The organism is Pantoea sp. AG1095, assembly GCF_003208415.1.
GTDB lineage: Bacteria > Pseudomonadota > Gammaproteobacteria > Enterobacterales > Enterobacteriaceae > Pantoea > Pantoea leporis.
The window spans coordinates 546,148-567,995 of sequence record NZ_QKMJ01000001.1 but is presented as its reverse complement, the minus strand read 5'-3'; the positions used below and the strand labels follow the sequence as shown (position 1 = coordinate 567,995).

At 53.0% G+C, this 21,848-nt stretch carries 26 protein-coding genes; 17 read left to right on the top strand and 9 right to left on the bottom strand.

The window, feature by feature from the left end; genetic code table 11:
- The 3 genes from DEU53_RS02785 to DEU53_RS02775 are packed head-to-tail and all read right to left on the bottom strand — an operon-like array spanning position 1 to position 3,081.
- The gene (locus tag DEU53_RS02785; RefSeq protein WP_110865954.1) at positions 1–1,515 is read right to left on the bottom strand and encodes a sugar ABC transporter ATP-binding protein; all 1,515 of its coding nucleotides are present in this window, start codon (positions 1,513–1,515) and stop codon (positions 1–3) included.
- Positions 1,515–2,126 carry a DUF2291 family protein gene (locus tag DEU53_RS02780; RefSeq protein ID WP_110866435.1) on the bottom strand — a complete coding sequence of 204 codons (612 nt, stop codon included), beginning with the start codon at positions 2,124–2,126 and terminating at the stop codon, positions 1,515–1,517. The genes DEU53_RS02785 and DEU53_RS02780 overlap by 1 nt, the downstream gene beginning before the upstream one ends.
- Before the next feature lie 13 nt (positions 2,127–2,139).
- A complete protein-coding gene (locus DEU53_RS02775) occupies positions 2,140–3,081 on the bottom strand; it encodes a D-ribose ABC transporter substrate-binding protein (protein WP_110865953.1) in 942 nt (313 codons plus the stop codon).
- Between the two features lie 183 nt (positions 3,082–3,264).
- Between DEU53_RS02775 and DEU53_RS02770 the strand changes: the two genes are divergently transcribed.
- A complete protein-coding gene (locus tag DEU53_RS02770) occupies positions 3,265–4,209 on the top strand; it encodes a sugar-binding transcriptional regulator (protein ID WP_110865952.1) in 945 nt (314 codons plus the stop codon).
- 52 nt (positions 4,210–4,261) lie between these two features.
- Here the strand turns inward: DEU53_RS02770 and emtA are convergent, their stop codons facing one another.
- Positions 4,262–4,891 carry a membrane-bound lytic murein transglycosylase EmtA gene (gene emtA, locus DEU53_RS02765; protein ID WP_072093393.1) on the bottom strand — a complete coding sequence of 210 codons (630 nt, stop codon included), beginning with the start codon at positions 4,889–4,891 and terminating at the stop codon, positions 4,262–4,264.
- Positions 4,892–5,054: 163 nt separating this feature from the next.
- Here emtA and ldcA point away from each other — a divergent pair, with 163 nt between their 5' ends.
- Complete coding sequence (ldcA, locus tag DEU53_RS02760; protein ID WP_110865951.1) at positions 5,055–5,978, top strand: muramoyltetrapeptide carboxypeptidase; 924 nt, start codon at positions 5,055–5,057, stop codon at positions 5,976–5,978.
- A 23-nt stretch (positions 5,979–6,001) separates the two neighbouring features.
- On the top strand, positions 6,002–6,676 hold the full coding sequence (locus tag DEU53_RS02755; RefSeq protein ID WP_101760794.1) for an MBL fold metallo-hydrolase: 675 nt from the start codon (positions 6,002–6,004) through the stop codon (positions 6,674–6,676).
- A 1-nt stretch (position 6,677) separates the two neighbouring features.
- Here the strand turns inward: DEU53_RS02755 and DEU53_RS02750 are convergent, their stop codons facing one another.
- Together DEU53_RS02750 and DEU53_RS02745 are read right to left on the bottom strand one after the other, a co-directional pair.
- The gene (locus tag DEU53_RS02750; protein WP_101760796.1) at positions 6,678–7,061 is read right to left on the bottom strand and encodes a hypothetical protein; all 384 of its coding nucleotides are present in this window, start codon (positions 7,059–7,061) and stop codon (positions 6,678–6,680) included.
- A 129-nt stretch (positions 7,062–7,190) separates the two neighbouring features.
- Positions 7,191–7,370: a hypothetical protein gene (locus tag DEU53_RS02745; protein WP_008108187.1), complete on the bottom strand. Its 180-nt coding sequence runs from the start codon at positions 7,368–7,370 to the stop codon at positions 7,191–7,193.
- 199 nt (positions 7,371–7,569) lie between these two features.
- Between DEU53_RS02745 and DEU53_RS02740 the strand changes: the two genes are divergently transcribed.
- The 3 genes from DEU53_RS02740 (at position 7,570) to DEU53_RS02730 (ending at position 8,911) form a co-directional block, all read left to right on the top strand.
- On the top strand, positions 7,570–7,899 hold the full coding sequence (locus DEU53_RS02740; RefSeq protein ID WP_101761034.1) for a hypothetical protein: 330 nt from the start codon (positions 7,570–7,572) through the stop codon (positions 7,897–7,899).
- 61 nt (positions 7,900–7,960) lie between these two features.
- Complete coding sequence (locus DEU53_RS02735; protein ID WP_110866434.1) at positions 7,961–8,512, top strand: hypothetical protein; 552 nt, start codon at positions 7,961–7,963, stop codon at positions 8,510–8,512.
- A 150-nt stretch (positions 8,513–8,662) separates the two neighbouring features.
- Positions 8,663–8,911 (top strand): DUF883 family protein, encoded by a 249-nt coding sequence (locus tag DEU53_RS02730; RefSeq protein ID WP_101760797.1) that lies wholly within the window; start codon positions 8,663–8,665, stop codon positions 8,909–8,911.
- Between the two features lie 31 nt (positions 8,912–8,942).
- Here the strand turns inward: DEU53_RS02730 and DEU53_RS02725 are convergent, their stop codons facing one another.
- Entirely contained in the window at positions 8,943–9,137 is a 195-nt protein-coding gene (locus DEU53_RS02725) for a hypothetical protein (RefSeq protein WP_110865950.1), read from the bottom strand.
- A 101-nt stretch (positions 9,138–9,238) separates the two neighbouring features.
- A complete protein-coding gene (locus DEU53_RS02720; RefSeq protein ID WP_007891509.1) occupies positions 9,239–9,436 on the bottom strand; it encodes a DUF6404 family protein in 198 nt (65 codons plus the stop codon).
- A gap of 204 nt (positions 9,437–9,640) precedes the next feature.
- On the opposite strand from DEU53_RS02720, the gene DEU53_RS02715 reads away from it, so the two are divergent.
- From DEU53_RS02715 to DEU53_RS02700, 4 genes are all read left to right on the top strand, one after another.
- Positions 9,641–10,897 carry a mechanosensitive ion channel family protein gene (locus DEU53_RS02715; protein WP_110865949.1) on the top strand — a complete coding sequence of 419 codons (1,257 nt, stop codon included), beginning with the start codon at positions 9,641–9,643 and terminating at the stop codon, positions 10,895–10,897.
- A gap of 175 nt (positions 10,898–11,072) precedes the next feature.
- Positions 11,073–11,432: a GtrA family protein gene (locus DEU53_RS02710; protein ID WP_101760800.1), complete on the top strand. Its 360-nt coding sequence runs from the start codon at positions 11,073–11,075 to the stop codon at positions 11,430–11,432.
- On the top strand, positions 11,429–12,355 hold the full coding sequence (locus tag DEU53_RS02705) for a glycosyltransferase family 2 protein (RefSeq protein ID WP_110865948.1): 927 nt from the start codon (positions 11,429–11,431) through the stop codon (positions 12,353–12,355). The genes DEU53_RS02710 and DEU53_RS02705 overlap by 4 nt, the downstream gene beginning before the upstream one ends.
- On the top strand, positions 12,336–13,748 hold the full coding sequence (locus DEU53_RS02700) for a glucosyltransferase domain-containing protein (protein WP_110865947.1): 1,413 nt from the start codon (positions 12,336–12,338) through the stop codon (positions 13,746–13,748). The genes DEU53_RS02705 and DEU53_RS02700 overlap by 20 nt, the downstream gene beginning before the upstream one ends.
- 76 nt (positions 13,749–13,824) lie before the next feature.
- Here DEU53_RS02700 and icd read toward each other — a convergent pair whose 3' ends face one another.
- Positions 13,825–15,075: an NADP-dependent isocitrate dehydrogenase gene (gene icd, locus DEU53_RS02695; protein ID WP_064740914.1), complete on the bottom strand. Its 1,251-nt coding sequence runs from the start codon at positions 15,073–15,075 to the stop codon at positions 13,825–13,827.
- 131 nt (positions 15,076–15,206) lie between these two features.
- Here icd and rluE point away from each other — a divergent pair, with 131 nt between their 5' ends.
- The 7 genes from rluE to phoQ all read left to right on the top strand — a co-directional run bounded on the left by rluE (position 15,207) and on the right by phoQ (position 21,832).
- Complete coding sequence (gene rluE / locus DEU53_RS02690) at positions 15,207–15,845, top strand: 23S rRNA pseudouridine(2457) synthase RluE (protein ID WP_370445550.1); 639 nt, start codon at positions 15,207–15,209, stop codon at positions 15,843–15,845.
- A gap of 30 nt (positions 15,846–15,875) precedes the next feature.
- Positions 15,876–16,349, top strand: a complete 474-nt coding sequence (locus DEU53_RS02685; protein ID WP_101760804.1) for an NUDIX domain-containing protein — start codon at positions 15,876–15,878, stop codon at positions 16,347–16,349.
- 42 nt (positions 16,350–16,391) lie between these two features.
- Positions 16,392–17,504, top strand: coding sequence for a tRNA 2-thiouridine(34) synthase MnmA (mnmA, locus tag DEU53_RS02680; protein WP_110865945.1), 1,113 nt, complete (start codon positions 16,392–16,394; stop codon positions 17,502–17,504).
- Positions 17,505–17,540: 36 nt separating this feature from the next.
- Positions 17,541–18,182: a high frequency lysogenization protein HflD gene (gene hflD, locus DEU53_RS02675; protein ID WP_101760806.1), complete on the top strand. Its 642-nt coding sequence runs from the start codon at positions 17,541–17,543 to the stop codon at positions 18,180–18,182.
- A gap of 44 nt (positions 18,183–18,226) precedes the next feature.
- A complete protein-coding gene (gene purB / locus DEU53_RS02670; RefSeq protein ID WP_110865944.1) occupies positions 18,227–19,597 on the top strand; it encodes an adenylosuccinate lyase in 1,371 nt (456 codons plus the stop codon).
- Between the two features lie 102 nt (positions 19,598–19,699).
- On the top strand, positions 19,700–20,368 hold the full coding sequence (gene phoP / locus DEU53_RS02665) for a two-component system response regulator PhoP (RefSeq protein WP_101760808.1): 669 nt from the start codon (positions 19,700–19,702) through the stop codon (positions 20,366–20,368).
- 3 nt (positions 20,369–20,371) lie between these two features.
- Positions 20,372–21,832, top strand: coding sequence for a two-component system sensor histidine kinase PhoQ (phoQ, locus tag DEU53_RS02660; protein WP_101760810.1), 1,461 nt, complete (start codon positions 20,372–20,374; stop codon positions 21,830–21,832).
- Positions 21,833–21,848 lie beyond the last annotated feature (16 nt).

Below are 21,848 nucleotides of genomic sequence, written 5' to 3'. Positions count from 1 at the left end.
TCAGAACCCTTGTGCGCTTGCTTTAACCAGCGCCGCCTCTTCCGCTTCAGCGCGCGGCAGGTCAGCAGTCAATTTGCCGCCGGACATCACAATGATGCGATCGGCTACGGCCATGATCTCTTTCAAATCCGAGGTGGAGAACACCACCGCAATGCCCTGCTCCGACAGCTTCACCATCATGCGGAACACTTCGCCTTTGGCACCGACGTCGATACCACGGCTCGGTTCATCCAGCAGCAGCAAGCGCGGATTGGTCAGCAGCGATCGGCCAATCACCACCTTTTGCTGATTGCCGCCGCTCAGTGCGCTAATGGCGACATCCGGCGAGGAGATTTTGATTGCCAGATTGCCGACGGTGCTGGTCACCACTTCGCGTTCCGCCTGCTCTGAAATCACGGTGCGATGCGACAGACGCCGCCACAGGCTGGCGATGGTGAGATTACTCGCCACCGATGAGATGGGAAAAATGCCCGAGCGTTTGCGATCTTCCGGCACCAGACTCATGCCCATACGAATGCGTTCAGCGGTCGGCAGACGCGTCGGCAGCGGTTTGCTGTCGAGCCACAGCTTGCCGAGATAGTTACGCTGCGTGCCAAGCAAACACTCAAACAGTTCGGTGCGCCCCGCGCCCATCAACCCGTAAATGCCGACGATCTCTCCGGAACGCACCTGAAAACTGACATCATCCACCAGCGTGTTGCCGTTCGGGCTGACGCAGGTGATGTGTTCGGCTTCCAGCACCGGCGCACCGAACTGGCGATCCGGCGGCAGGAAAGTGCCGACCGGTTCACTGCCCAGCATTTCGCGCACGATCCACGGCACGTCGATATCGCTGACCTGCGCTTCGGCCTGAAAACGCCCGTCGCGTAGAATGGTGATCACATCACCAATCGCCATCAGCTCCTCGAGCCGATGCGAGATATAGATGATGGAGACGCCCTGACGCGTCAGTTCGCGGATCACCCGAAACAGGATCTCCACTTCAGTTTTGCTCAGCGCCGAGGTCGGTTCGTCGAGGATCAGAATGTCAGCGTCCTCGGCCAGCGCTTTGGCGATCTCCACCAATTGCTGCTGGCCAACCTTCAGGCTGCCGACCTTCTCATCCGGTGAAATTGGCTGATCGAGGCGCTGCATCAGCGCGGCGGTGCGGCGTTTCTGCTCGGCTTCATTGATGGGCCGAATGCCGCTTTGGATTTCCCGGCCAAGGAAAATGTTCTCCGCTACGCTGAGGTTCTCAAACAGGTTGAGCTCCTGATGCACCATGCCGATGCCGTGACGCGCGGCGTCTCGCGTGCTGTGAAACGCCACTTTGTTACCGTTCAGGAACATCTCACCGCTGGTCGGTTGCTGCACGCCGGCGAGAATCTTCATCAGCGTCGATTTTCCCGCGCCGTTTTCGCCGATGATGACGTTGACTTTGCCGCGCCACACGCGGTAATCCACGCGATCCAGCGCTAAGGTGCCAGGGAATAGCATCGACATCTGATTAGCTTGCAGAATGATCTCGTCGCTCATTATGGATTCCCCTGCTGCAGCTGCACCGCAACCACCTCATTTACTGTGCCCGCGCCAATGCTGACGGCCAGCAGCGCCTGCGCCGGTTTGCCCACCCAGCTGGCATCCACTGCGGGCAGCTGTTTCACCGCGTGGCGATTGAGTGCTTTGGTGAGCTGCGCGTATTGCACCTGATTAGTAAACTCTTCAAAGCGGAAACCGGCTGCATCGCGAATCGCGTTGCCGCGCAGCACCGGACCAATCAACACTTTCACCGGCTTGCCGTTGATGGTCATGGTGAGACTGCGTTCCCGCTCGTTGCTGTTATCAAACGCCGTTACCGTGCCTGCCGCGCGCACAAACACGCTTTCGCTGCCGCCCGCTTTGACGGTGTGGCTTTTGGTTTCCATATCCGCCCAGCTCAGCGCCTGCTTCTCAGCTGGCTGCTGCACGCGGCTGGCCCAGCTTGACTCCGCAATCTGCTGCGGCGTTTGATCGCTGTAGCCCGGTTTAGCGTTAGGATCTTTCGGCATGATGGGTTTGCCGTTGGCATCGAGATCCACCACGGTGCAGGCGGCTAACATCAGCGTCAGTAGCGCCACCAGCGTGCCGCTCAGCGCTTTCCCCTTCATGCCGGCCTCCATGTTATTGCGCCAGCTTGAAGGTTTTCAGCTTCGCGGCGTTGCTGTCGTCAATCAGCACGCAATCCATCAGCTGCTTCTCCTCTTTCTGCGCTTTGCCGTTTTTCAGGTAGTAATCCACCTGCTCAACGGCCATCTGCGCCTGATCCCAGCCCGGCTGCAGCACCGTCGCTTTGATATTGCCTTTATTGAGGATGGAGTCGCGGGTGTAATCGCTGCCGTCGAAGCCGACCACAATCACATTGGTTTTGCCCGCCGCTTTCAGCGCCGCTTCCGCACCGAGCGCCATGGTGTCGTTACCGGAGATCACGCCAACGATATTCGGGTTCTTCTGCAGGATGGTTTCCATGCGGCTGAAGGCTTCAGTCTGGCTCCAGTTGGCACTCTGCTGCGCCACCATCTTCAGATCGGGATAATCATCCAGCACATCGTGATATCCCTGCGAACGTACACCCGCATTGGTATCTGACTCTTTGCCCAGCAGCTCGACATAATCCCCTTTGCCGTTCAGCAGTTTGGCGAACTTCTCGGCGCCGAGCTGTGCGCCCTGATAGTTGTTGGAGACGATTTGCGCCACGGCGATGCCGGTTTTATTTATTTCGCGGTCAATCAGGAAGGTAGGAATGCCGGCATCTTTGGCTTTTTGCACCGGGCCAACGGTGGCATCCGCACCGGCGTTATCAAGGATGATGGCTTTGGCTTTGCGCGCGATGGCGGTTTCAATCAGCTGATTTTGCTTATTCACGTCATCATCATGTGAGGCCACCAGCGTGGTGTAACCGAGGGCTTTGGCTTTCTCCTGCGCGCCGTCGGCTTCGGCCTTAAAGAACGGGTTGTCATGTGATGGCGTAATAATAGCCAGCAACCCCTTATCCGCCGCCAGCGACGCCGCCGAGATCATCATGATTGAAGCAAGTAGAGAGACTTTGAGGACAGAGGCTTTCATTTGTTATCTCCGATTGAATATATATTCAATTGCGATTTTATATGCATAATGACTATGCGCTGGCTTTCTGAGCACGTCCATTGCCCGATCCTCAAAAAGCGAAAACGATCACAAAATGTTCTGCGTTGTTATTTATGACAGGCTGATTAACAATACCAGGCAGGTTAAGAGAGAGAAAAAACCATGGCAAAACAGGATGAACAGCGGCTGATGGTGAAAATCGCCACGCTTTATTATGTGGAAGGCAGGAAGCAGTCCGACATTGCGCAGCTGTTGAAGCTGTCGCAATCTTTTGTGTCGCGCATCCTTAATCGCAGCGTGAAAGAAGGTGTGGTGAAGATCAGCGTGGTGCCGCCGGCCAATGTGTTCCCTGAGCTGGAAAAAGCCATTGAGCAGCTGTATCAACTGCCGCAGGTGATTGTGGTGGATGTGCCGGATCAGGCTTCCGCATTGCAGATCAAACAGGCGATCGGTTCCGCCGCCGCGCACTATCTGGAAACGCGGGTGCGTGCCGATGAGCTGATTGGCATTTCCTCCTGGAGCGGCACCATTCGCGCCATGGTCGATGCGCTGCATCCGCTCAGCGCGCCGTGCAAAGGCGTCATTCAGCTACTGGGCGGCGTGGGCGCCAACGGCAATGTGCAGGCCACGATTCTAACGCAGAATCTCGCGGCGCTGCTGGGTTGTCCGGCGTGGCTGCTGCCGTCGCAATCAATCGAACACTCGGTAAAGGATCGCCAGCGTTTATCGGTTAATCCCGATGTCGCGGTGGTACTGGAAAAGTTTGATCAGGTGGACCTGGCGATTGTCGGCATCGGCGATCTCGAGCCGTCCGCCCTGCTGCGCAATTCCGGCAACTATTACGACGGTGAGATGCTGCAAACGCTGGCCGAACGCGGCGCGGTGGGCGATATCTGCCTGCACTATTTTGACGCCGACGGTCAACCGGTGCTGAGCGCAGAGGAAGATCCGGTAATTGGTATGGAGTTGGCGCAGGTAAAACGCTGTCCGCAGGTGGTTGCGTTAGCGGGCGGCAAAGAGAAAGCGCAGGCGATTCGCGGGGCGTTGCGCGGCGGTTATGTGCAGGTGTTGATTGTGGATTATCCGACGGCGCGATTGTTGGTGTAGCGGCGCAATTCATTGCGTCATAAATCGCGCCGCAACAGATAGGTGTACAGCATCAACCGATGGTGCGGTAGGCGGTGGTGACTTTCCATAAATAACGCGGGGCCTGTGCCGCCGGATGCTTATTCTGTACGTGCTGGTAAAACTCGTCCGGCGTCATGGAATTGATCATCGCAATAGCACGGTCGCGGTCACGTGAGAAAGTACGCAGCAAGGCACCAGCACCGTTGGCGTAGGAGACAATGGTGGCGTAACGCAGGGTCAGCGGATCGCGAATTCCGGCTAAGGCGGAATCCTGCAGAATTTTCAGGTAGGCCGCGCCAATATCGATGTTCTTGGCCGGATCGCGCAGCTCGGACGAGGATGGCTGACCATGACGGCCCTGGGTGCGATAGACTTCGCGGCCCGCGGTCGAGGCCTTAATTTGCATCAGACCAACCGCATTGGAACGGCTCACCACGGTGGGATTGCCTCCGGATTCGACACTAATAATGGCGCTGATTAACTTCTCATCAACGCCATAATGACTGGCGGCATCTTCGGTAAACATTGACCATGCATCATTCACTTTCGACGGCGGTGCCTGAGTTAACGGCGTATTCTTCTCGGGCAGTGCCGGTTTTTCCGGCTCGCTGGAACAGCCAGCAAGCAGCAGTGCAGAAAGCATAAGTAGGCGAATTTTCACTGATTTTTGGTTCCGCAATAGGGTTGGCGCAAGCTATCATACCTGGCGCAGCGCGATGCAAAATTACCGTTTATCCTAAATCGGTAAAAAACCTTATGCTACCGTGACTTCGATAACGCATTTCGTCATCATCAGCAGGCCACTCTACAGCAGGATGGAAGTTATGGTTACTCCCCGCACGCTACGTCTCATTGCCCCTTCCGGTTATTGCCACAATCAGGACGCCGCCCAGCGCGCGGTGAGTCGTTTACAGGCTGCTGGCCATCATCTTGACAATCTATCGGCGATCACCCGCCGCTTTCAACGCTTTGCCGGCGATGATGCGCAGCGGCTGAATGATATCAATGCGCTGGCCACGCTGGAGGCGCTGCCCGATATCGTGCTGGCGGTGCGTGGCGGCTACGGCGCTTCACGTTTGCTGGATAAGATCGATTACGTTGGTCTGCAACGTCGATTGCTCAATCAACCGGTGGCGCTGTGCGGCCACAGCGATTTCACCGCGCTGCAATTGGCGTTACTGGCACAAATCGGGCTGATCACCTTTAGCGGGCCGATGTTGGCCGGTAACTTCGGCGCCGAGGCATTATCTGATTTTACCGAATCGCACTTTTGGCAAACGCTGACATCACCTACAGTCAATCTAAGCTGGCACAGCACCAGCCCGGATCACGGCCGCTGGCAAGGCACTTTATGGGGCGGCAATTTAGCGATGATTTGCTCGCTGATTGGTACGCCGTGGATGCCGCAAATTGAAGGCGGCATTCTGGTGATCGAAGATGTGAACGAACATCCGTTCCGTATCGAGCGCATGCTGATTCAGTTGCAGCAGAGTGGCATTTTGTCGCGCCAGCAAGCGATTATTACCGGCAGCTTTACCAGCACATCGCTGTCGGCGTATGACAACGGTTTTGATTTTGCCACAGTGTGGCAGCGCATTCGTGACGAGTTTCAGATTCCAGTGATTAGCGATCTGGCTTTTGGACACGATGCCGATACCGTGACGCTGCCGCTGGGCGCTAGCGCCACGTTGCAGATTGAGAATGGAGAAGCACAGTTCGCCTTCACCGGCCACCCGACATTGCGCTAACGTGTTGCCGCAGGAGACCGACAATGAAGCCACTGTACGACGATTTGTGGATCTCCACGCCAGAATTCCCCGCCGAAGAGACGGCGAGTGACTTAATGATGCATGGCTTTATGCTGTGCCACCCACGCGGCAATTTATTGATTGGTCGCGTGGAGCATCCGCTCGACCATGAGTTCCTCAACGATGCCGGCGGCGTCATTCGCCACTATTTAACTCACTGGCACGAAGCCGCGCCGGGGGCGATCGCCATTCAGCAGCGCTTTAATAGCGCGCTCTATTGCCACAGTCGTTCGCTCGGGCCGGTCAGTTTGGTGATTGAGCCCGACGAAACCTTTACACAGCAAGAGACGCACTTCGGCGATTTTCACCTGCTGCCGACGCCCGGACACACGCCCGGCAGCAGCAGCTATCTCTACCACTCGCCGCTCGGCCACACTTATCTGTTTGTCGGCGATACGCTGACCCGCGATTACAACCGCTGGATCAGCGTGCTGATGCCTGAAAGCAATCCCACCGAACTGCAGCAGTCGCTGGAGTTGTATCGCTCGTTACGCCCGGATGTCGTGCTGATGAGCACCACGCGCGGACATCTTTCGTGGGCTAAGGTGAATTTGCAGAGCTGGCTGGCAGCCATTGATGAGGCGGAACAGTCGCCGCTGGATTTGCGCCAGCGGCAACTGATTAAACCGGGCTATTAACTCACGAGTTTGGACGCGCGCTGTCGTCGTAGCGTTCCAGCGACAGAATCTGCGCGTCGCGCTTATCGGTGCGGCTGCAGGGCAACAACTTGTTGCTGTTGGCGTAGACGAAGAAAGTTTCATCGTTCTTTTTGTTCACGATTAACTGATCGCCATTACGAAAACGGGTGATGGCGACTTTATCGCCCCCTTTCAGGCTGGTGCGCTGCTGCCCGGCAGCAATCTGGAAGTGGCGCGTTGGCCACATTAACGTACTCAAACCATACTCGGCACGCGATACCGTCATAGTCGGACGGCCGGGACAGGTGATTTGGTATTCGGTTTCGCTCCAGGCGGGCGCTATCTGACAAGCCAGCACGCCAACGGCCATGACTAATGCCTTCATTGGGTTCTCCGCTGAGGTTAAATGATGATTTCGTGGAGGGATTGGCCTTGCTGCTGCATTCCATAAACTTCATCCAACAACAGCAAAGCCTGGTACATCAAGCGCAATGAGATTCTGCGGGAGCAGGCACTACTCAGCAGCCACTTGCGCCGCGACCAACATCAATGCCAGTCCGGCTTCTTCGGCTTCAAAACGCTGCATCACTTCCTGAATGGCCGCTACGCAGTTCATTACCTGCTTCTTTTTGTCGGCTTCTAATTTGTCGATCGCGTGCTGAAGAATCATTAAACTCGCTTCTTCTTCTTTCATTAATTTACCCTTGTTTTGCTTACCTGGTGCGCAACGCTGGCAAGAATACCGTTTCTCCGCCAGGAAAGTCACCCCTTTACATTCCTTCCGCTTAACGATTATACAAATGACAAATAGGAAGCAGCGTCAGACCTGCTATGATCCACTTATCAGTACGCATAGGCGTGCCATGGCAAACCAGGGAATGAAGCAGGTGCTCATGTGGCGAATCACGGTTGTACTCACCCTTTTAATGTTAGCTGGCTGCAGTTCCGCACCGAAAGGTGTCGACTGTCCGGGCGAAGTGTCGACGATTTATGGACAATCGATGGGCAACACGCAGGCGCGCATCTTTGATTTGGTGAGCGCCTTCGCCGTATCGCGCGATGGCGTGAAGGTGCAAAGCGGTACGCTGCACTCCACCGATCGCTTTCAGTACGTGCCATCGGCCATCACCGCGGAGGGCTTCTACGCGCAACGCCTGTCTGATAAACAGTTCCGCCTGATCAATCCTTATCAGAACACCATGATTACCTGGACGTGCCCATAAGCCGTGCGTCGCAGCGTGAGATGGTTTATTGTCTGCCCATCGCACGCGGCGGACCTGCATGATGGAAAAGAGTCTGGATAACAACGGCTATATCGATTTCCCCTTTCCGGCCAGCACCAATGCGGATGGCTCGGTGAATCCCTGTGGATTTGACCTCACGCTGGAAACCGATCGTATTGATGAGATCACCGCCGGTAAACACTCCGAAAATATGCGGCGCCTGCTGGAAGAAGTGAATCTGCAGGATGGCTTATTTATGACGCTGGCCTGCGACTTGCAGCAACGTGACGATGGCGTGTGCGGATTTATCGATGTGGCATTTCGTCCGACGGTGGCAGGCTTCAATACAGAAGAGACGCAAAGCCTCGATCAGGCGTTTGAAATCTACCTCAGCCGTCAGGAGAAGCAGCACAACATGCAGAATGGCACGCTAATCAACTACGCGCGTGCGGTGCTTGATTGGAGCTGGTCTCCCCTGCAGCAGCGCCACATGCGCTACGAAAAAGTGACCTTACGCTATTACTGCCAGCAGGCCGACGATGCCGAATGGTGTTTTGACCACCTGCGTCACTTTCTGGTGAGCTGGTATCCGGCTTATCGCGGTCAGCGCTAACTTCAGGTTTTCGCTTTCCCACTCCGCTGGCATGCGCAGAATTTTTGCGTACTGCAAACTGCTGTTACAACCTTTACCGCTGCGTCATTTGCTGCCTGTAGTTTCTCTGACTACGCTTTACAGGACATTCACCACGATCAGGGAGTCATTATGAGCGACAAAGCGGAAGCAAAATTGAATGAAGCGGCGGGTGCCGTCCAGGAAAAATTTGGTCAATTCACCGGTTCACGCCGTCATGAAGCAAAAGGCGCGGCGCGTCGTTATCCGGCTCAGGCCAGCTATGCGGTTCAGGATGCAGCGGATTGTGTGGTGAAATCGGTACGCGATAACCCCGCGACCGGCCTGGCAGTTGCAGCCAGCATTGGTGTGATTGTCGGTTTTCTGCTCGGACGTAAGTAATCCGTTAAAACGGGGCCTCAAGGCCCCGATTTTAATGGCGCTGACCCACTTCATATATTCCTTCTTTGATATGTTCATCCGGCGTTTCAGCCACATCTGCGGTGCTGTTTTCCATCTTCAAATGACGATCGTGCTGCAGGCTTAACGTTATTAAGCTTGAAGGCTGTGCGCAAGCGACCACAGACAGCAGCAGAAAAAAACACGCAGCGACAACTTTCTTTACCATCGTTCTTTTTCCAGCAAGCTGAGATATGTCGGCTCAGATTGCCTGAGTAAATGAAAATGAGCGTCAATGTGCCGCAAAGCTCTGTAGTCAGTTGTGTACAACTACACCTGCGCGCGCCGTGCTTTGTATCGCGCAACCATGGTCATCAGCGCCTGGTAAATTAATCCCGCATACAAGCTCATCACGATCACCATGCCGATCTCTTTGCCCTGCGCCTGCCACGAAACAAACCACATAAAGATGCCCCACAACAGCGAAAACAGCAGCCAGCCCTTAACGAACTTGATTACACCTTGCATACCACCTCCTGAATCGTAAGCGCTGAAGATAACGGTTTAGTCTTTAATGCACACTGCCATCAGCACGTAAATGTTAACTGTTTCAAAGTTCTGCGAAAGGGAATGTAAACCCACGATGGTGTAGACTAATGCGCACGCGTCGCATATCGCCATCGGCGCGATTATGTTTGAATTCCCGCCAACACTGTCCGGCATGTGGTTGAAATGAATTATTTAAGCAAAATACAAAGTTTTATTGAGGGTAACACGGTGCTGTCGGCCGCTTTCAGCCTGGTGTTATTGATGTTTGCCGGCATGATCGCCCATCTGATCTGTAAATTCTTTATCGTTAAGGTGGTCAGAAAGGTGTTCTTCAGCACGCACAAAAATCAGGTGCCGCTGGATAAGGACGTCAGGCTGTCGGAGAAGCTCTCTAACTTTATCCCGGTGATCACGGTCTATTATCTGCTGCAGTTTATGCCAGATTTACCCGAGCATCTGTTGATCGCAATTAAGACCATCTGCGGCATTCTGTTCTTCGTCTATTTATCGCTGTTCTTTACCGAAGTGCTGGAGATCGTTAATAACTCCTATTCGAAAAAAGCCAAGCGCAAAAATCACTCGATCAAGGGTTATATCCAGGTCGGCAAGATTCTGGTGCACATTATTTCGGCGATTATGATTCTGGCGATTATGTCGAATAAATCGCCGGTGATTATTATCTCCAGTTTGGGTGCCGTAGCGGCGGTATTGATGTTGGTGTTCCAGCATACGCTGATGTCGCTGGTGGCCAATATTCAGGTGTCATCGAACGATGTGCTGCAACTCGGCGACTGGATTGAGATGCCGGATAACGGCATCAGCGGCGAAGTGATCGATATCGCGCTGCATACCATCACCATTCGCAACTGGGACAATACGCTGTCGCGTATCCCCACCAAAAACTTCCTCACCGAAACCTACACCAACTGGCAGGCGATGTTCTCCTCTGGCGCGCGCCGCATTATGCGCAGTTTCCATCTTGATCAGATGTCGATACGCTTTCTCGATCACGAGATGGTGCAGCAGATGAGCCAAATCCGCGGCGTCAGTGAGCAACTTTCAGCACTGATAGATGGCCGCGATAGCAATGCGGTGGGCGAACGCTGGTTTGCAGAAAACGGCATTACCAATCTGACGGTGTTTCGTAAATACCTGACGGCGTGGCTGTCGCAGCGCGACGATATCAAAAAGGATATGTATATCGTGGTACGCGCCATGAAGCCTTCGCCCGAAGGCTTGCCGGTGGAGGTTTATTGCTTCACCTCGTCAGTATTGTGGGTAGATTACGAGGATTCTCAGTCGGCCATTTTTGAGTATATCTATGCAATTGTTGGTCACTTCTCGCTGCGGATGTATCAGCAACCGGGCGGCAGCGATTTCTGGCGGCTGTCGCAGGAGCGTGCCCAAATCGCCAAAACCAATGAGCAGCAAGTCGATTAATGCATTAAAAAACGGAAGCGATTAGCTTCCGTTTTTTTCTGATGATGAGTGAATAGCCTGCGCTTATGACATACCGGTGAAGACACTGATTTTTCAACTTTATTTATTGTACCCCTGCATGTAAAATTCGCATCTATTTTGCAAATAATGATGTCGTCATGGCTAATATTTCACTATGTTGAAATTATTCTCACGTTTTTTATCAGTTGGCATCATTAACACCCTGATTCATTGGATGGTGTTTGCAGCCCTGTATGCTCTTAATACCCGCCAATGGCTGGCTAATCTGTTGGCTTTCATTGTCGCGGTAACATTTTCATTTTTTGCCAATGCACGCTGGACGTTTAAAGCCGAAGCGACAACTTTTCGCTATGTCATCTTCGTGGCCTTTATGGGCATGATGGCCGCAGGCATTGGCAGTTTCGCCGATCATACGCATATTAATCCGATTATTACGCTTATTTCATTTTCAATAATAAGCCTGGTATTCGGCTTCATCTATTCAAACTTTATTGTTTTTAAGGTGAAAAAGTGAAAATTTCTCTGGTCGTTCCCGTCTTCAATGAAGAAGATGCAATCCCGATATTCTATCGTACCGTCAAAGAAAAACTCTCTTCTTACCCTCTCGAAATTGTCTTCATTAATGATGGCAGTACCGATAAAACCGAGCAGATTATTAAGTCGCTGCGGGATGATGATGAATCTGTATTAGTCATTAACTTTATTCGTAACTTTGGTAAAGAAACCGCGCTGCTTGCCGGACTTGAACATGCTACCGGTGATGCAGTCATTCCGGTTGACGTTGATTTACAGGATCCCATCGAAGTGATTCCCTTGCTCATAAGCAAATGGCAAGAGGGATGGCCGATTGTGCTGGCAAAACGCAATGACCGCAGTAGCGATAGTCATTTTAAGCGTAAAACTGCTGCATGGTTTTATAAACTGCATAATAAGATCAGCTCACCAAAGCTTGAAGAAAATGTTGGAGACTTTCGTTTACTTTCGCGCGCGACTGTCGAAAACATAAAGCAATTGCAGGAACGCAATCTGTTTATGAAAGGCATCCTGAGTTGGGTGGAGGGTGATGCTGCCATCGTGGAATATAGCCGTTCAGCGCGCGTTGCGGGAGAGGCAAAGTTTAACGGATGGCGACTTTGGAATTTAGCGCTTGAAGGGCTGACCAGTTTCTCAACCTTTCCGCTCAGAGTGTGGACCTATATTGGTTTTTTTGTCGCATTCCTGTCGTTCGTTTATGGCGCGTGGATGATCATTGATAAAATAATATGGGGTAACCCGGTAGCAGGTTATCCATCACTACTGGTATCAATACTGTTTTTGGGTGGAATTCAATTAATTGGAATAGGTGTGCTAGGTGAATATATTGGCAGGATATATATTGAAACCAAGCATAGACCTCGATATATTAAAAAGGAAGCAGATGACAAACATAGCTTGTAATAACTTTAAAGTTTATCTTTTTTTAGCTGCGGCATTATTGGTTTGCTATAGCCCTGTCTTTCTTTCAAGCTATGCCTTTTCGGATGATTGGTACTATCTGTTCAGCGCCCAAACTGATCCTGCCAGCATTTTCAAGTGGGACGTCCTTTCTGGAAGGCCGGCCTATGGCGCTTTGCGCTATGGTTTCTCTTTCCTGATATCCAGCGTGGACTCTTTGATACTGATAAGAGTGCTATCCGTTGTCTCTCTTATTTTACTAAGCTTTTACTTTTACAAATTTATCTCTGAGAGAGGTATCCTTAAAAATCCACTGCAGAGAGTTATATTCTCTTTAGTGATCTGTTTACTGCCCTCTTTTCAGGTATTCAACGCCTGGTCAGTATGTTTTCCTTTTGTAACGTCTATTCTTCTTGCTGGATGGAGTTACTCAGCATTAACCCGATTGCGTGGTATTAAGGGAGTAACGGTGTCAGCCTTGCTGATTACGCTCTCTTTCGCTATTTACCAGCCCACTGCGATGTGTTTTCTTTTTTTTGCGTTTATGGACACTTGCCTGACTTCACGTAAAGTCGATAAAAAGGAACTCATTCGTACATTCTTAATGATTTTCTTTGGCATGTTGATGGCATTAATATTAGCCAAAGCCATCCCGCTCCTGTTATTCGGCGAGACACTTTCAAGAAGTAATATCACCATCGATCTCATGGGAAAGATAAAATGGTTCTTTGTAGAGCCATTAAAAAATGCCATCTGTAACTTTGACACTGGCAGAAAAGCACTCTCGGTTATCATATCTCTGTTATTCATCTTTATTGGATTGAAAAACATTAATGAGAATGGCAAAGAGAAAGTGTTTTTATCTTTCCTGTTCGCTGTTGCAGCAGTGACACCAAACTTGCTGGTGACGGAGAGTTGGGCGGCTTACCGTACTATCAGTGCGCTCTCGCTGATTACCACTTCTTGCTTCCTTATCGGGCTATTCTTGGTTATCGATAAGACAAAATACTCACGATTCATATATATATTGCTGCCTGTCGCTGCCGGATGGCTTGCAGCCAGTAATATTAAAGAGGGTTTTTCTTCACCTCAGCAAAAAGAGTATGCACTTTTAAAAGCCGAAATAACTAAAATGGTCGCAAAAGATTTCGATGGCGCCCTTTACTACCGCTTAAATAGTGAGAATTTGCCAAAAATTGCAAAATCATCGAAATATGATGAGTTTGGTTCTTTATCTTTAGGCATGTCGTGGACGTTTGCCGGTATGGCATTCACCGTAAAAAAAGAAGCGGGTATGAATTACACTCTAACCAAATCGCCAGTGATCACCGGCAATGAGAGCTGCACAGGAAAATGCATGATTATCGATGCTCAGTCGGTGCTGGCAAGGCAATAAACCGAGATTATCCGCGAACTTTAGACAAAAAAAGGGAGCCATTGGCTCCCGTTATGCTTTCTGCCTGAGTGGCAAATTACATGTTGCTGATGATCGCGTCACCAAACTCTGAACATTTCAGCAGTTTAGCGCCTTCCATCAGACGTTCGAAATCGTAGGTCACGGTTTTGTTAGCGATTGCGCCTTCAACACCTTTAACGATTAAGTCAGCCGCTTCGAACCACTCCAGATGACGCAGCATCATTTCAGCTGACAGGATCACTGAACCTGGGTTCACTTTATCCTGACCTGCATACTTCGGTGCTGTACCGTGTGTCGCTTCGAACAGGGCACATTCGTCACCGATGTTGGCGCCTGGTGCAATACCGATACCGCCAACCTGTGCCGCCAGGGCATCAGAGATGTAGTCACCGTTCAGGTTCATACAGGCGATCACGTCGTATTCCGCCGGACGCAGCAGGATCTGCTGCAGGAAGGCGTCGGCGATCACGTCTTTAACGATGATCTCTTTACCGGTGTTCGGGTTCTTGAACTTCATCCACGGGCCGCCATCGATCAGCTCGCCGCCGAACTCTTCTTTCACTAACTGGTAACCCCAGTCTTTGAAAGAACCTTCGGTGAACTTCATGATGTTGCCTTTGTGAACCAGGGTCAGAGAATCACGGTCGTTGGTGATGGTGTATTCAACCGCTGCGCGCACCAGACGTTTAGTGCCCTCTTCCGAGCATGGCTTAACGCCGATACCACACTGCTCAGGGAAGCGAATTTTCTTCACCCCCATCTCTTCGCGCAGGAACTTGATCACTTTATCCGCTTCTGGCGTGCCCGCTTTCCACTCGATACCGGCATAGATATCTTCTGAGTTTTCACGGAAGATCACCATGTCGGTCTCTTCTGGACGCTTAACCGGGCTTGGCGTGCCTTTGTAGTAGCGAACCGGACGCAGACAAACGTACAGATCCAGCTCCTGACGCAGCGCAACGTTCAGAGAACGAATACCGCCACCAACTGGAGTAGTCAGCGGGCCTTTGATGGCAACGCGATATTCTTTGATTAAATCGAGGGTTTCCTGCGGCAGCCAGACGTCCTGGCCGTAGAGTTCTACTGATTTTTCGCCGGTATAAATTTCCATCCAGGAAATTTTTCGCTCGCCGTTGTAGGCTTTCTTCACAGCGGCATCAACCACTTTCAACATTACCGGGGAAACATCAACGCCGATACCGTCACCTTCAATGTAAGGAATAATCGGGTTATTCGGAACATTCAGTTTTCCCTGATCCAGGGTGATTTTTTGACCTTCCGCCGGAACAACTACTTTGCTTTCCATCAACCTCTCCTTCGAGCGATTTTTTGTTAATGATTTGTAAGATGCGGGTCAATACTACTTGATTATTTCCGCTACGCCAATCACCGTAGTTTCGCGCTATAATGCGCCGAATGTTTCCGACTGCAAAGCCCATGCGAAAAACTTCTCAACGAATTCACCAGGATAAGCGCGCAAGCGCCCCGGCACGTAAGCCCGTGCGCCGCGATACCCGTCCGAAAGGCCCAAGACGCGTCATACTCTTTAACAAACCATTCGATGTTTTGCCGCAATTCAGTGACGAAGCCGGACGCCGCACGCTGAAGGATTTTGTGCCGGTGAGCGACGTCTACGCGGCTGGCAGACTCGATCGCGACAGCGAAGGATTGATGATTTTGACCAATGATGGCGCGCTGCAGGCCGCACTGACGCAGCCCGGCAAGCGCACCGGAAAGGTCTATTTTGTGCAGGTGGAAGGTGCGCCGCAGGAATCAGATTTATCCCTGTTACGCAGCGGCGTGACGCTGAACGATGGCCCCACTTTGCCGGCAGGGATTGAGTTAGTGGACGAGCCAGAGTGGCTATGGCCGCGCCAGCCGCCGATTCGTGAACGCAAAGCGATTCCCACCAGCTGGCTGAAAATCACCCTGTTTGAAGGAAGAAATCGCCAGGTGCGCCGCATGACGGCACACATCGGCTTTCCGACATTGCGCTTGATTCGCTTTGCGATGGGCGAACATCAGTTAGGCGATTTACCCCCGGGTGAATGGCGCGATATCAGTGCAGCCATTTAATAACTTTTAGTTAACAATTTCGGAGGAAGGATGTTTAAACCTCATGTAACGGTCGCCTGTATTGTGCAGGCACAGGGACATTTGCTGGTGGTTGAAGAGCGCGTGCACGGTCGTATTACCTGGAACCAGCCCGCCGGGCATCTTGAGGCCAATGAAACTCTTCTCGAAGCCGCCCAGCGTGAACTGTTTGAAGAGACCGGCATTGAAGCCAAACCTGAATATTTCCTCGGCGTGCAGCAGTGGATTGCGCCGGACGATACACCTTTTGTGCGTTTCCTGTTTGGCCTCGATCTGGCCGAAAAAGTCGATACCTCGCCGCACGATCGCGACATCGACTGCTGCTGGTGGCTGCCGCCAGAGCAGATTCTGACGGCCAATCGCCTGCGTTCGCCGTTAGTGGCAGAGAGCGTGCGACTGTGGCAACAAGGCGAGCGTTATCCGCTGCATCTGGTCGCGCCGTTCCAGTGGCCGTTTCATGAGGGTGCGCGTCCCGCTTCTGCATGATAGAATGCGCCGCCTGTTTTTATCGTAATTTAAGAGTGCGTCATGTCTGACAACAGCCAGAAAAAAGTGATCGTCGGAATGTCCGGCGGCGTCGATTCTTCCGTTTCCGCCTGGTTACTGCAGCAGCAGGGCTACCAGGTTGAAGGCCTGTTCATGAAGAACTGGGAGGAAGACGATGGCGAGGAGTATTGCACCGCCGCCGATGATCTGGCTGACGCACAAGCCGTGTGTGACAAACTCGGCATCAAACTGCACAAAATCAACTTCGCCGCTGAGTACTGGGATAACGTGTTCGAACACTTCCTGGAAGAGTACAAAGCCGGCCGCACGCCGAATCCTGACATCCTGTGCAACAAAGAGATCAAGTTCAAAGCCTTCCTCGAATTCGCGGCGGATGATCTCGGCGCAGACTTCATCGCCACCGGCCACTACGTGCGCCGTCAGGATGTGGATGGTCAAAGCCGCCTGCTGCGCGGCCTCGATGGCAACAAAGATCAGAGCTATTTCCTTTACACGCTCAGCCACCAGCAGATCGCGCAAAGCCTGTTCCCGGTTGGCGAACTGGATAAGCCGGAAGTGCGCCGCATCGCTGAGCAGCTGGATCTGATCACCGCGAAGAAGAAAGATTCCACCGGCATTTGCTTCATCGGTGAGCGCAAGTTCCGCGACTTCCTTGGTCGTTATCTGCCTGCGCAGCCGGGCGAAATCGAAACCGTTGACGGCGAAATCGTCGGTGAACATCAGGGCTTGATGTACCACACGCTCGGCCAGCGTAAAGGTCTGGGCATCGGCGGCCGTAAAGAGAGCAACGACGATCCCTGGTATGTGGTCGACAAAGATGTGGCGCGCAATCGCCTGATCGTGGCGCAAGGCGGCGAGCATCCGCGCCTGATGTCCGTGGGGTTGATTGCCCAACAGCTGCACTGGGTTGATCGCCAGCCAATGACCGCGCCGCTGCGCTGCACGGTGAAAACCCGCTATCGCCAGACCGACATTCCGTGTGAAATTATTCCGCACGGCGATGACCGTATTGAAGTCCGTTTTGACGAGCCGGTTGCGGCCGTCACGCCAGGCCAATCCGCCGTGTTCTATCTCGGTGAAGTGTGCCTCGGCGGCGGCATTATCGAACAACGCCTGCCTCTGGCAGAAGCCTAAGGTCGGCGCTGCCCGACGCGATGACAGGAGTTAAGCGTGGCTAAGAACTATTATGAGATTACGCTGGCGCTGGCGGGCGTATGCCAGGCCGCCCATGTGGTGCAACAGCTCGCGCAGCAGGGAAATTGCAATAACGCGGCACTGAATGTGTCGCTGCGCAGCCTGATCGATCTCAATCCCGGTTCGACGCTGGCAGTGTTTGGCAACGACGAAGCCAATTTAAAGGTTGGATTAGAGACCTTGATGGCGGTGCTCAACAGCAGCAATCGTCAGGGTGCCAGCGCTGAACTGACCCGTTATACCTTAAGCATGATGGTGCTGGAGCGTAAGCTGCATGGCAACAAAACCGCGATGAACACGCTGGCACAACGCATCGGCCAGCTTGACCGCCAGCTGGCGCATTACGAGCTGGAATCGGACACCATCATCAGCGCAATGGCCGGCATTTATGTGGATGTGATTAGCCCGCTGGGCCCGCGCATTCAGGTGACAGGTTCACCGCAGGTGCTACAGAATTCACAAGTGCAGAGTAAAGTGCGCGCCGCCCTGCTGGCCGGCATTCGCTCTGCGGTGTTATGGCAGCAGGTTGGCGGTGGCCGTCTGCAGCTGATGTTCTCGCGTCAGCGCTTGCTGAGCGAAGCTAAAACCATTTTATCCCGCCTGGGCCCGGCGTATTAAGCGCCGCCCCGGCATAATTGTTAAACGATTCAGGAGTTGCACTGATGGAATTATCCTCTCTGACCGCCGTTTCACCTGTCGATGGTCGTTACGGCGATAAAGTCAGCCCACTGCGCGCCATTTTCAGCGAGTTCGGTTTGCTGAAATTCCGCGTTGAGGTTGAGGTTCGCTGGTTACAAAAATTGGCCACGACTGTCGAGATCAAGGAAGTTCCTGCATTTGATGCCGACGCAAACGCTTTCCTTGATGCCATTGTCGCCAATTTCAGCGAAGAAGACGCGGCACGCATCAAAACCATCGAGCGCACCACCAACCACGACGTCAAAGCCGTGGAGTATTTCCTGAAAGAGAAAGTGGCCGATGTACCCGCGCTGCATGCGGTGTCTGAATTCATCCACTTCGCCTGTACCTCCGAAGATATCAACAACCTGTCGCATGCGCTGATGCTGGAAACCGCTCGTCATGATGTGATTGTGCCGTTCTGGAACCAACTGATCGATGCTGTTAAAGGCCTGGCACACGAATATCGTGACATTCCGCTGCTGTCGCGCACCCATGGCCAGCCGGCAACGCCGTCAACCATGGGTAAAGAGATGGCGAACGTGGCATACCGTCTCGAGCGCCAGTTGCGTCAGCTGAGCAAAATTGACGTGCTGGGTAAAATCAACGGTGCGGTCGGTAACTATAACGCCCACATCTCCGCCTACCCGGAAGTGGATTGGCACCAGCTGAGCGAGCAGTTTGTTACCTCCTTAGGTCTCACCTGGAACCCGTACACCACGCAGATTGAGCCGCACGATTACATCGCTGAACTGTTTGATTGTATCGCGCGCTTCAACACCATTCTGATCGACTTTGATCGTGATATCTGGGGCTACGTGGCGCTCAATCACTTCAAGCAGAAAACCATCGCCGGTGAAATCGGTTCGTCCACCATGCCGCACAAAGTGAACCCGATTGACTTCGAAAACTCCGAAGGCAACCTCGGCCTGGCTAACGCCATGATGCAGCATCTGGCCAGCAAACTGCCGGTGTCACGCTGGCAGCGCGACCTGACCGACTCCACCGTGCTGCGTAACCTTGGCGTGGGCATCGGTTATGCGCTGATCGCTTATCAAGCCACACTGAAAGGCATCTCTAAACTGGAAGTGAACCGCGATCGTCTGCTGGACGAGCTGGATCACAACTGGGAAGTACTGGCTGAGCCAATCCAAACCGTGATGCGTCGTTACGGTATCGAAAAACCGTACGAGAAGCTGAAAGAGCTGACGCGCGGTAAACGCGTTGATGCTGCCGGTATGCAAACCTTTATTGATAGCCTCGAACTGCCGGAAGAGGAAAAAGTGCGTCTGAAGCAGATGACGCCAGCCAACTACCTCGGCCGTGCGATTCAGATGGTTGATGATTTGAAGTAATGCGGTGGCCAGGCGCGTTTCGCGCGCCTGGTTGTTCTCTGGTTTAGCTGGCTTTGCGTATACTCTTCTCATCATCACTACGTTCGAAGCTAAGGAAATACTATGCGTGTTCTGGTTGTGGAAGATAATGCGCTGCTACGCCATCACCTCGCCGTGCAATTGCGTGAAATGGGCCATCAGGTCGACGCCGCAGAAGATGCCAAAGAAGCGGATTATTTCCTGCAAGAACATGTCCCCGACATCGCGCTGGTCGATCTCGGTTTGCCCGATGAAGATGGCATGTCGCTGATTCGCCGCTGGCGCACCGATGCGGTACGTCAACCGATTCTGGTCTTAACCGCGCGCGAAGGCTGGCAGGCAAAGGTGGAAGCGCTGGAAGCGGGTGCCGACGACTACGTCACTAAGCCTTTCCACATTGAAGAAGTGGCTGCACGCTTGCAGGCGCTGATGCGTCGCAACAGCGGACACGCGTCGCAAATTATCTCTATGCCGCCGTTCCAGGTCGATCTCTCTCGCCGCGAACTGACGGTGCAAGATGAACCGGTAAAATTGACCGCTTTCGAATACACCATCGTCGAAACCCTGATTCGCAACGCGGGTAAAGTGGTGAGCAAAGATTCGCTGATGCTGCAGCTCTATCCAGATGCCGAACTGCGCGAAAGTCACACCATCGACGTGTTGATGGGCCGTCTGCGTAAAAAAATTCTCTCACTCTATCCAACCGAAGTGATCAACACCGTACGCGGCCAGGGCTATCGCTTTGATCTCTGATTTATGACGTGGTTCCGGCGTTTACGCCCCTTCTCTCTCCGCGCTCGTTTTCTGCTGGCGACCGCGGCGATCGTGTTGTTTTTGTCACTCTCCTACGGCATGGTCGCGGTGGTTGGCTATGTCGTCAGTTTCGATAAAAATACCTATCGCGTGATGCGCGGCGAGAGCAATCTGTTCTTTACGCTGGCGCAGTGGCACGACAATCAGCTCACCATCGGCCAGCCGGAGCGCATGACGCTCAATTTCCCCACGCTGGTCTTTATCTACGATGAACGCGGCAAACTGCTGTGGCAGCAGCGCGATGTGCCCGAAATCCGCAAAAAGATTCATCGTGAATGGCTGCTCAAGCCCGATTTCTACGAAATCGATACCAGCAATCGCACCAGCATGGCGGCGATGGGCAACAACCCGCAGGCGAAAGAGCGGCTGCACGCGCTGGATAGCGACAGCAGTGACACCTTCACCCACTCGGTCGCGGTCAATCGCTACGATGCCACCACCAACTTACCGGCGCTGACCATTGTGGTGGTCGACTCAATTCCGCAAGAGTTGCAGCATTCCGATGTGGTGTGGTCGTGGTTTAGCTATGTGCTGGCGGCCAATCTGCTGCTGGTGATCCCGCTGCTGTGGCTGGCGGCGCACTGGAGTTTGCGGCCGATAGGCGATCTCACTTCGCAGGTGCGCGAGCTGGAAACCGGTCAGCGCGAGAATCTCGATGACAATCCGCCGCAAGAGCTACGCAGTCTGGTGCGCAATCTTAACCTGCTGCTGACCAACGAACGTCAACGCTACACGCGCTATCGCACCACCTTGTCGGATGTCACCCATAGCCTGAAAACCCCGCTGGCAGTGCTGCAAAGTACGCTGCGATCGTTACGCAATGGTAAAGAGTTAACCATTGAACAGGCCGAACCGGTGATGCTGGAGCAGATCAGCCGCATCTCGCAGCAGATTGGTTATTACCTGCATCGCGCCAGCATGCAGGCCGATCACAATCCTCTGCAGCGCGATTTGCATTCGGTTTCGGCGCTGCTCGATAGCCTGTGCTCGGCACTGAATAAAGTCTATCAACGCAAGGGCGTAGCGATCACGTTGGATATCTCGCCGGAGCTGACCTTTATCGGCGATAAAAATGACTTCATGGAAGTGCTCGGCAACGTGCTGGATAACGCCTGCAAATATTGCCTCGAATTTATTGAAGTCACCGCACGACAAACCGACAACACCTTGCATCTGTTTATTGATGATGACGGCCCCGGCATTCCGGAAAGCAAACGCGATCTGATCTTCGTGCGCGGTCAACGTGCCGACACCTTGCGTCCCGGCCAGGGATTAGGTTTAGCCGTGGTGCGCGACATCCTCGAACAGTACGCCGGTCAGGTGATCGCCACTACCAGCCCACTCGGCGGCGCGCGTATGGAAGTGATTTTCCAGCGCCAGGAAGTCGAGCATCACCGCGAGTAGAAAGGGACGCGGGCTG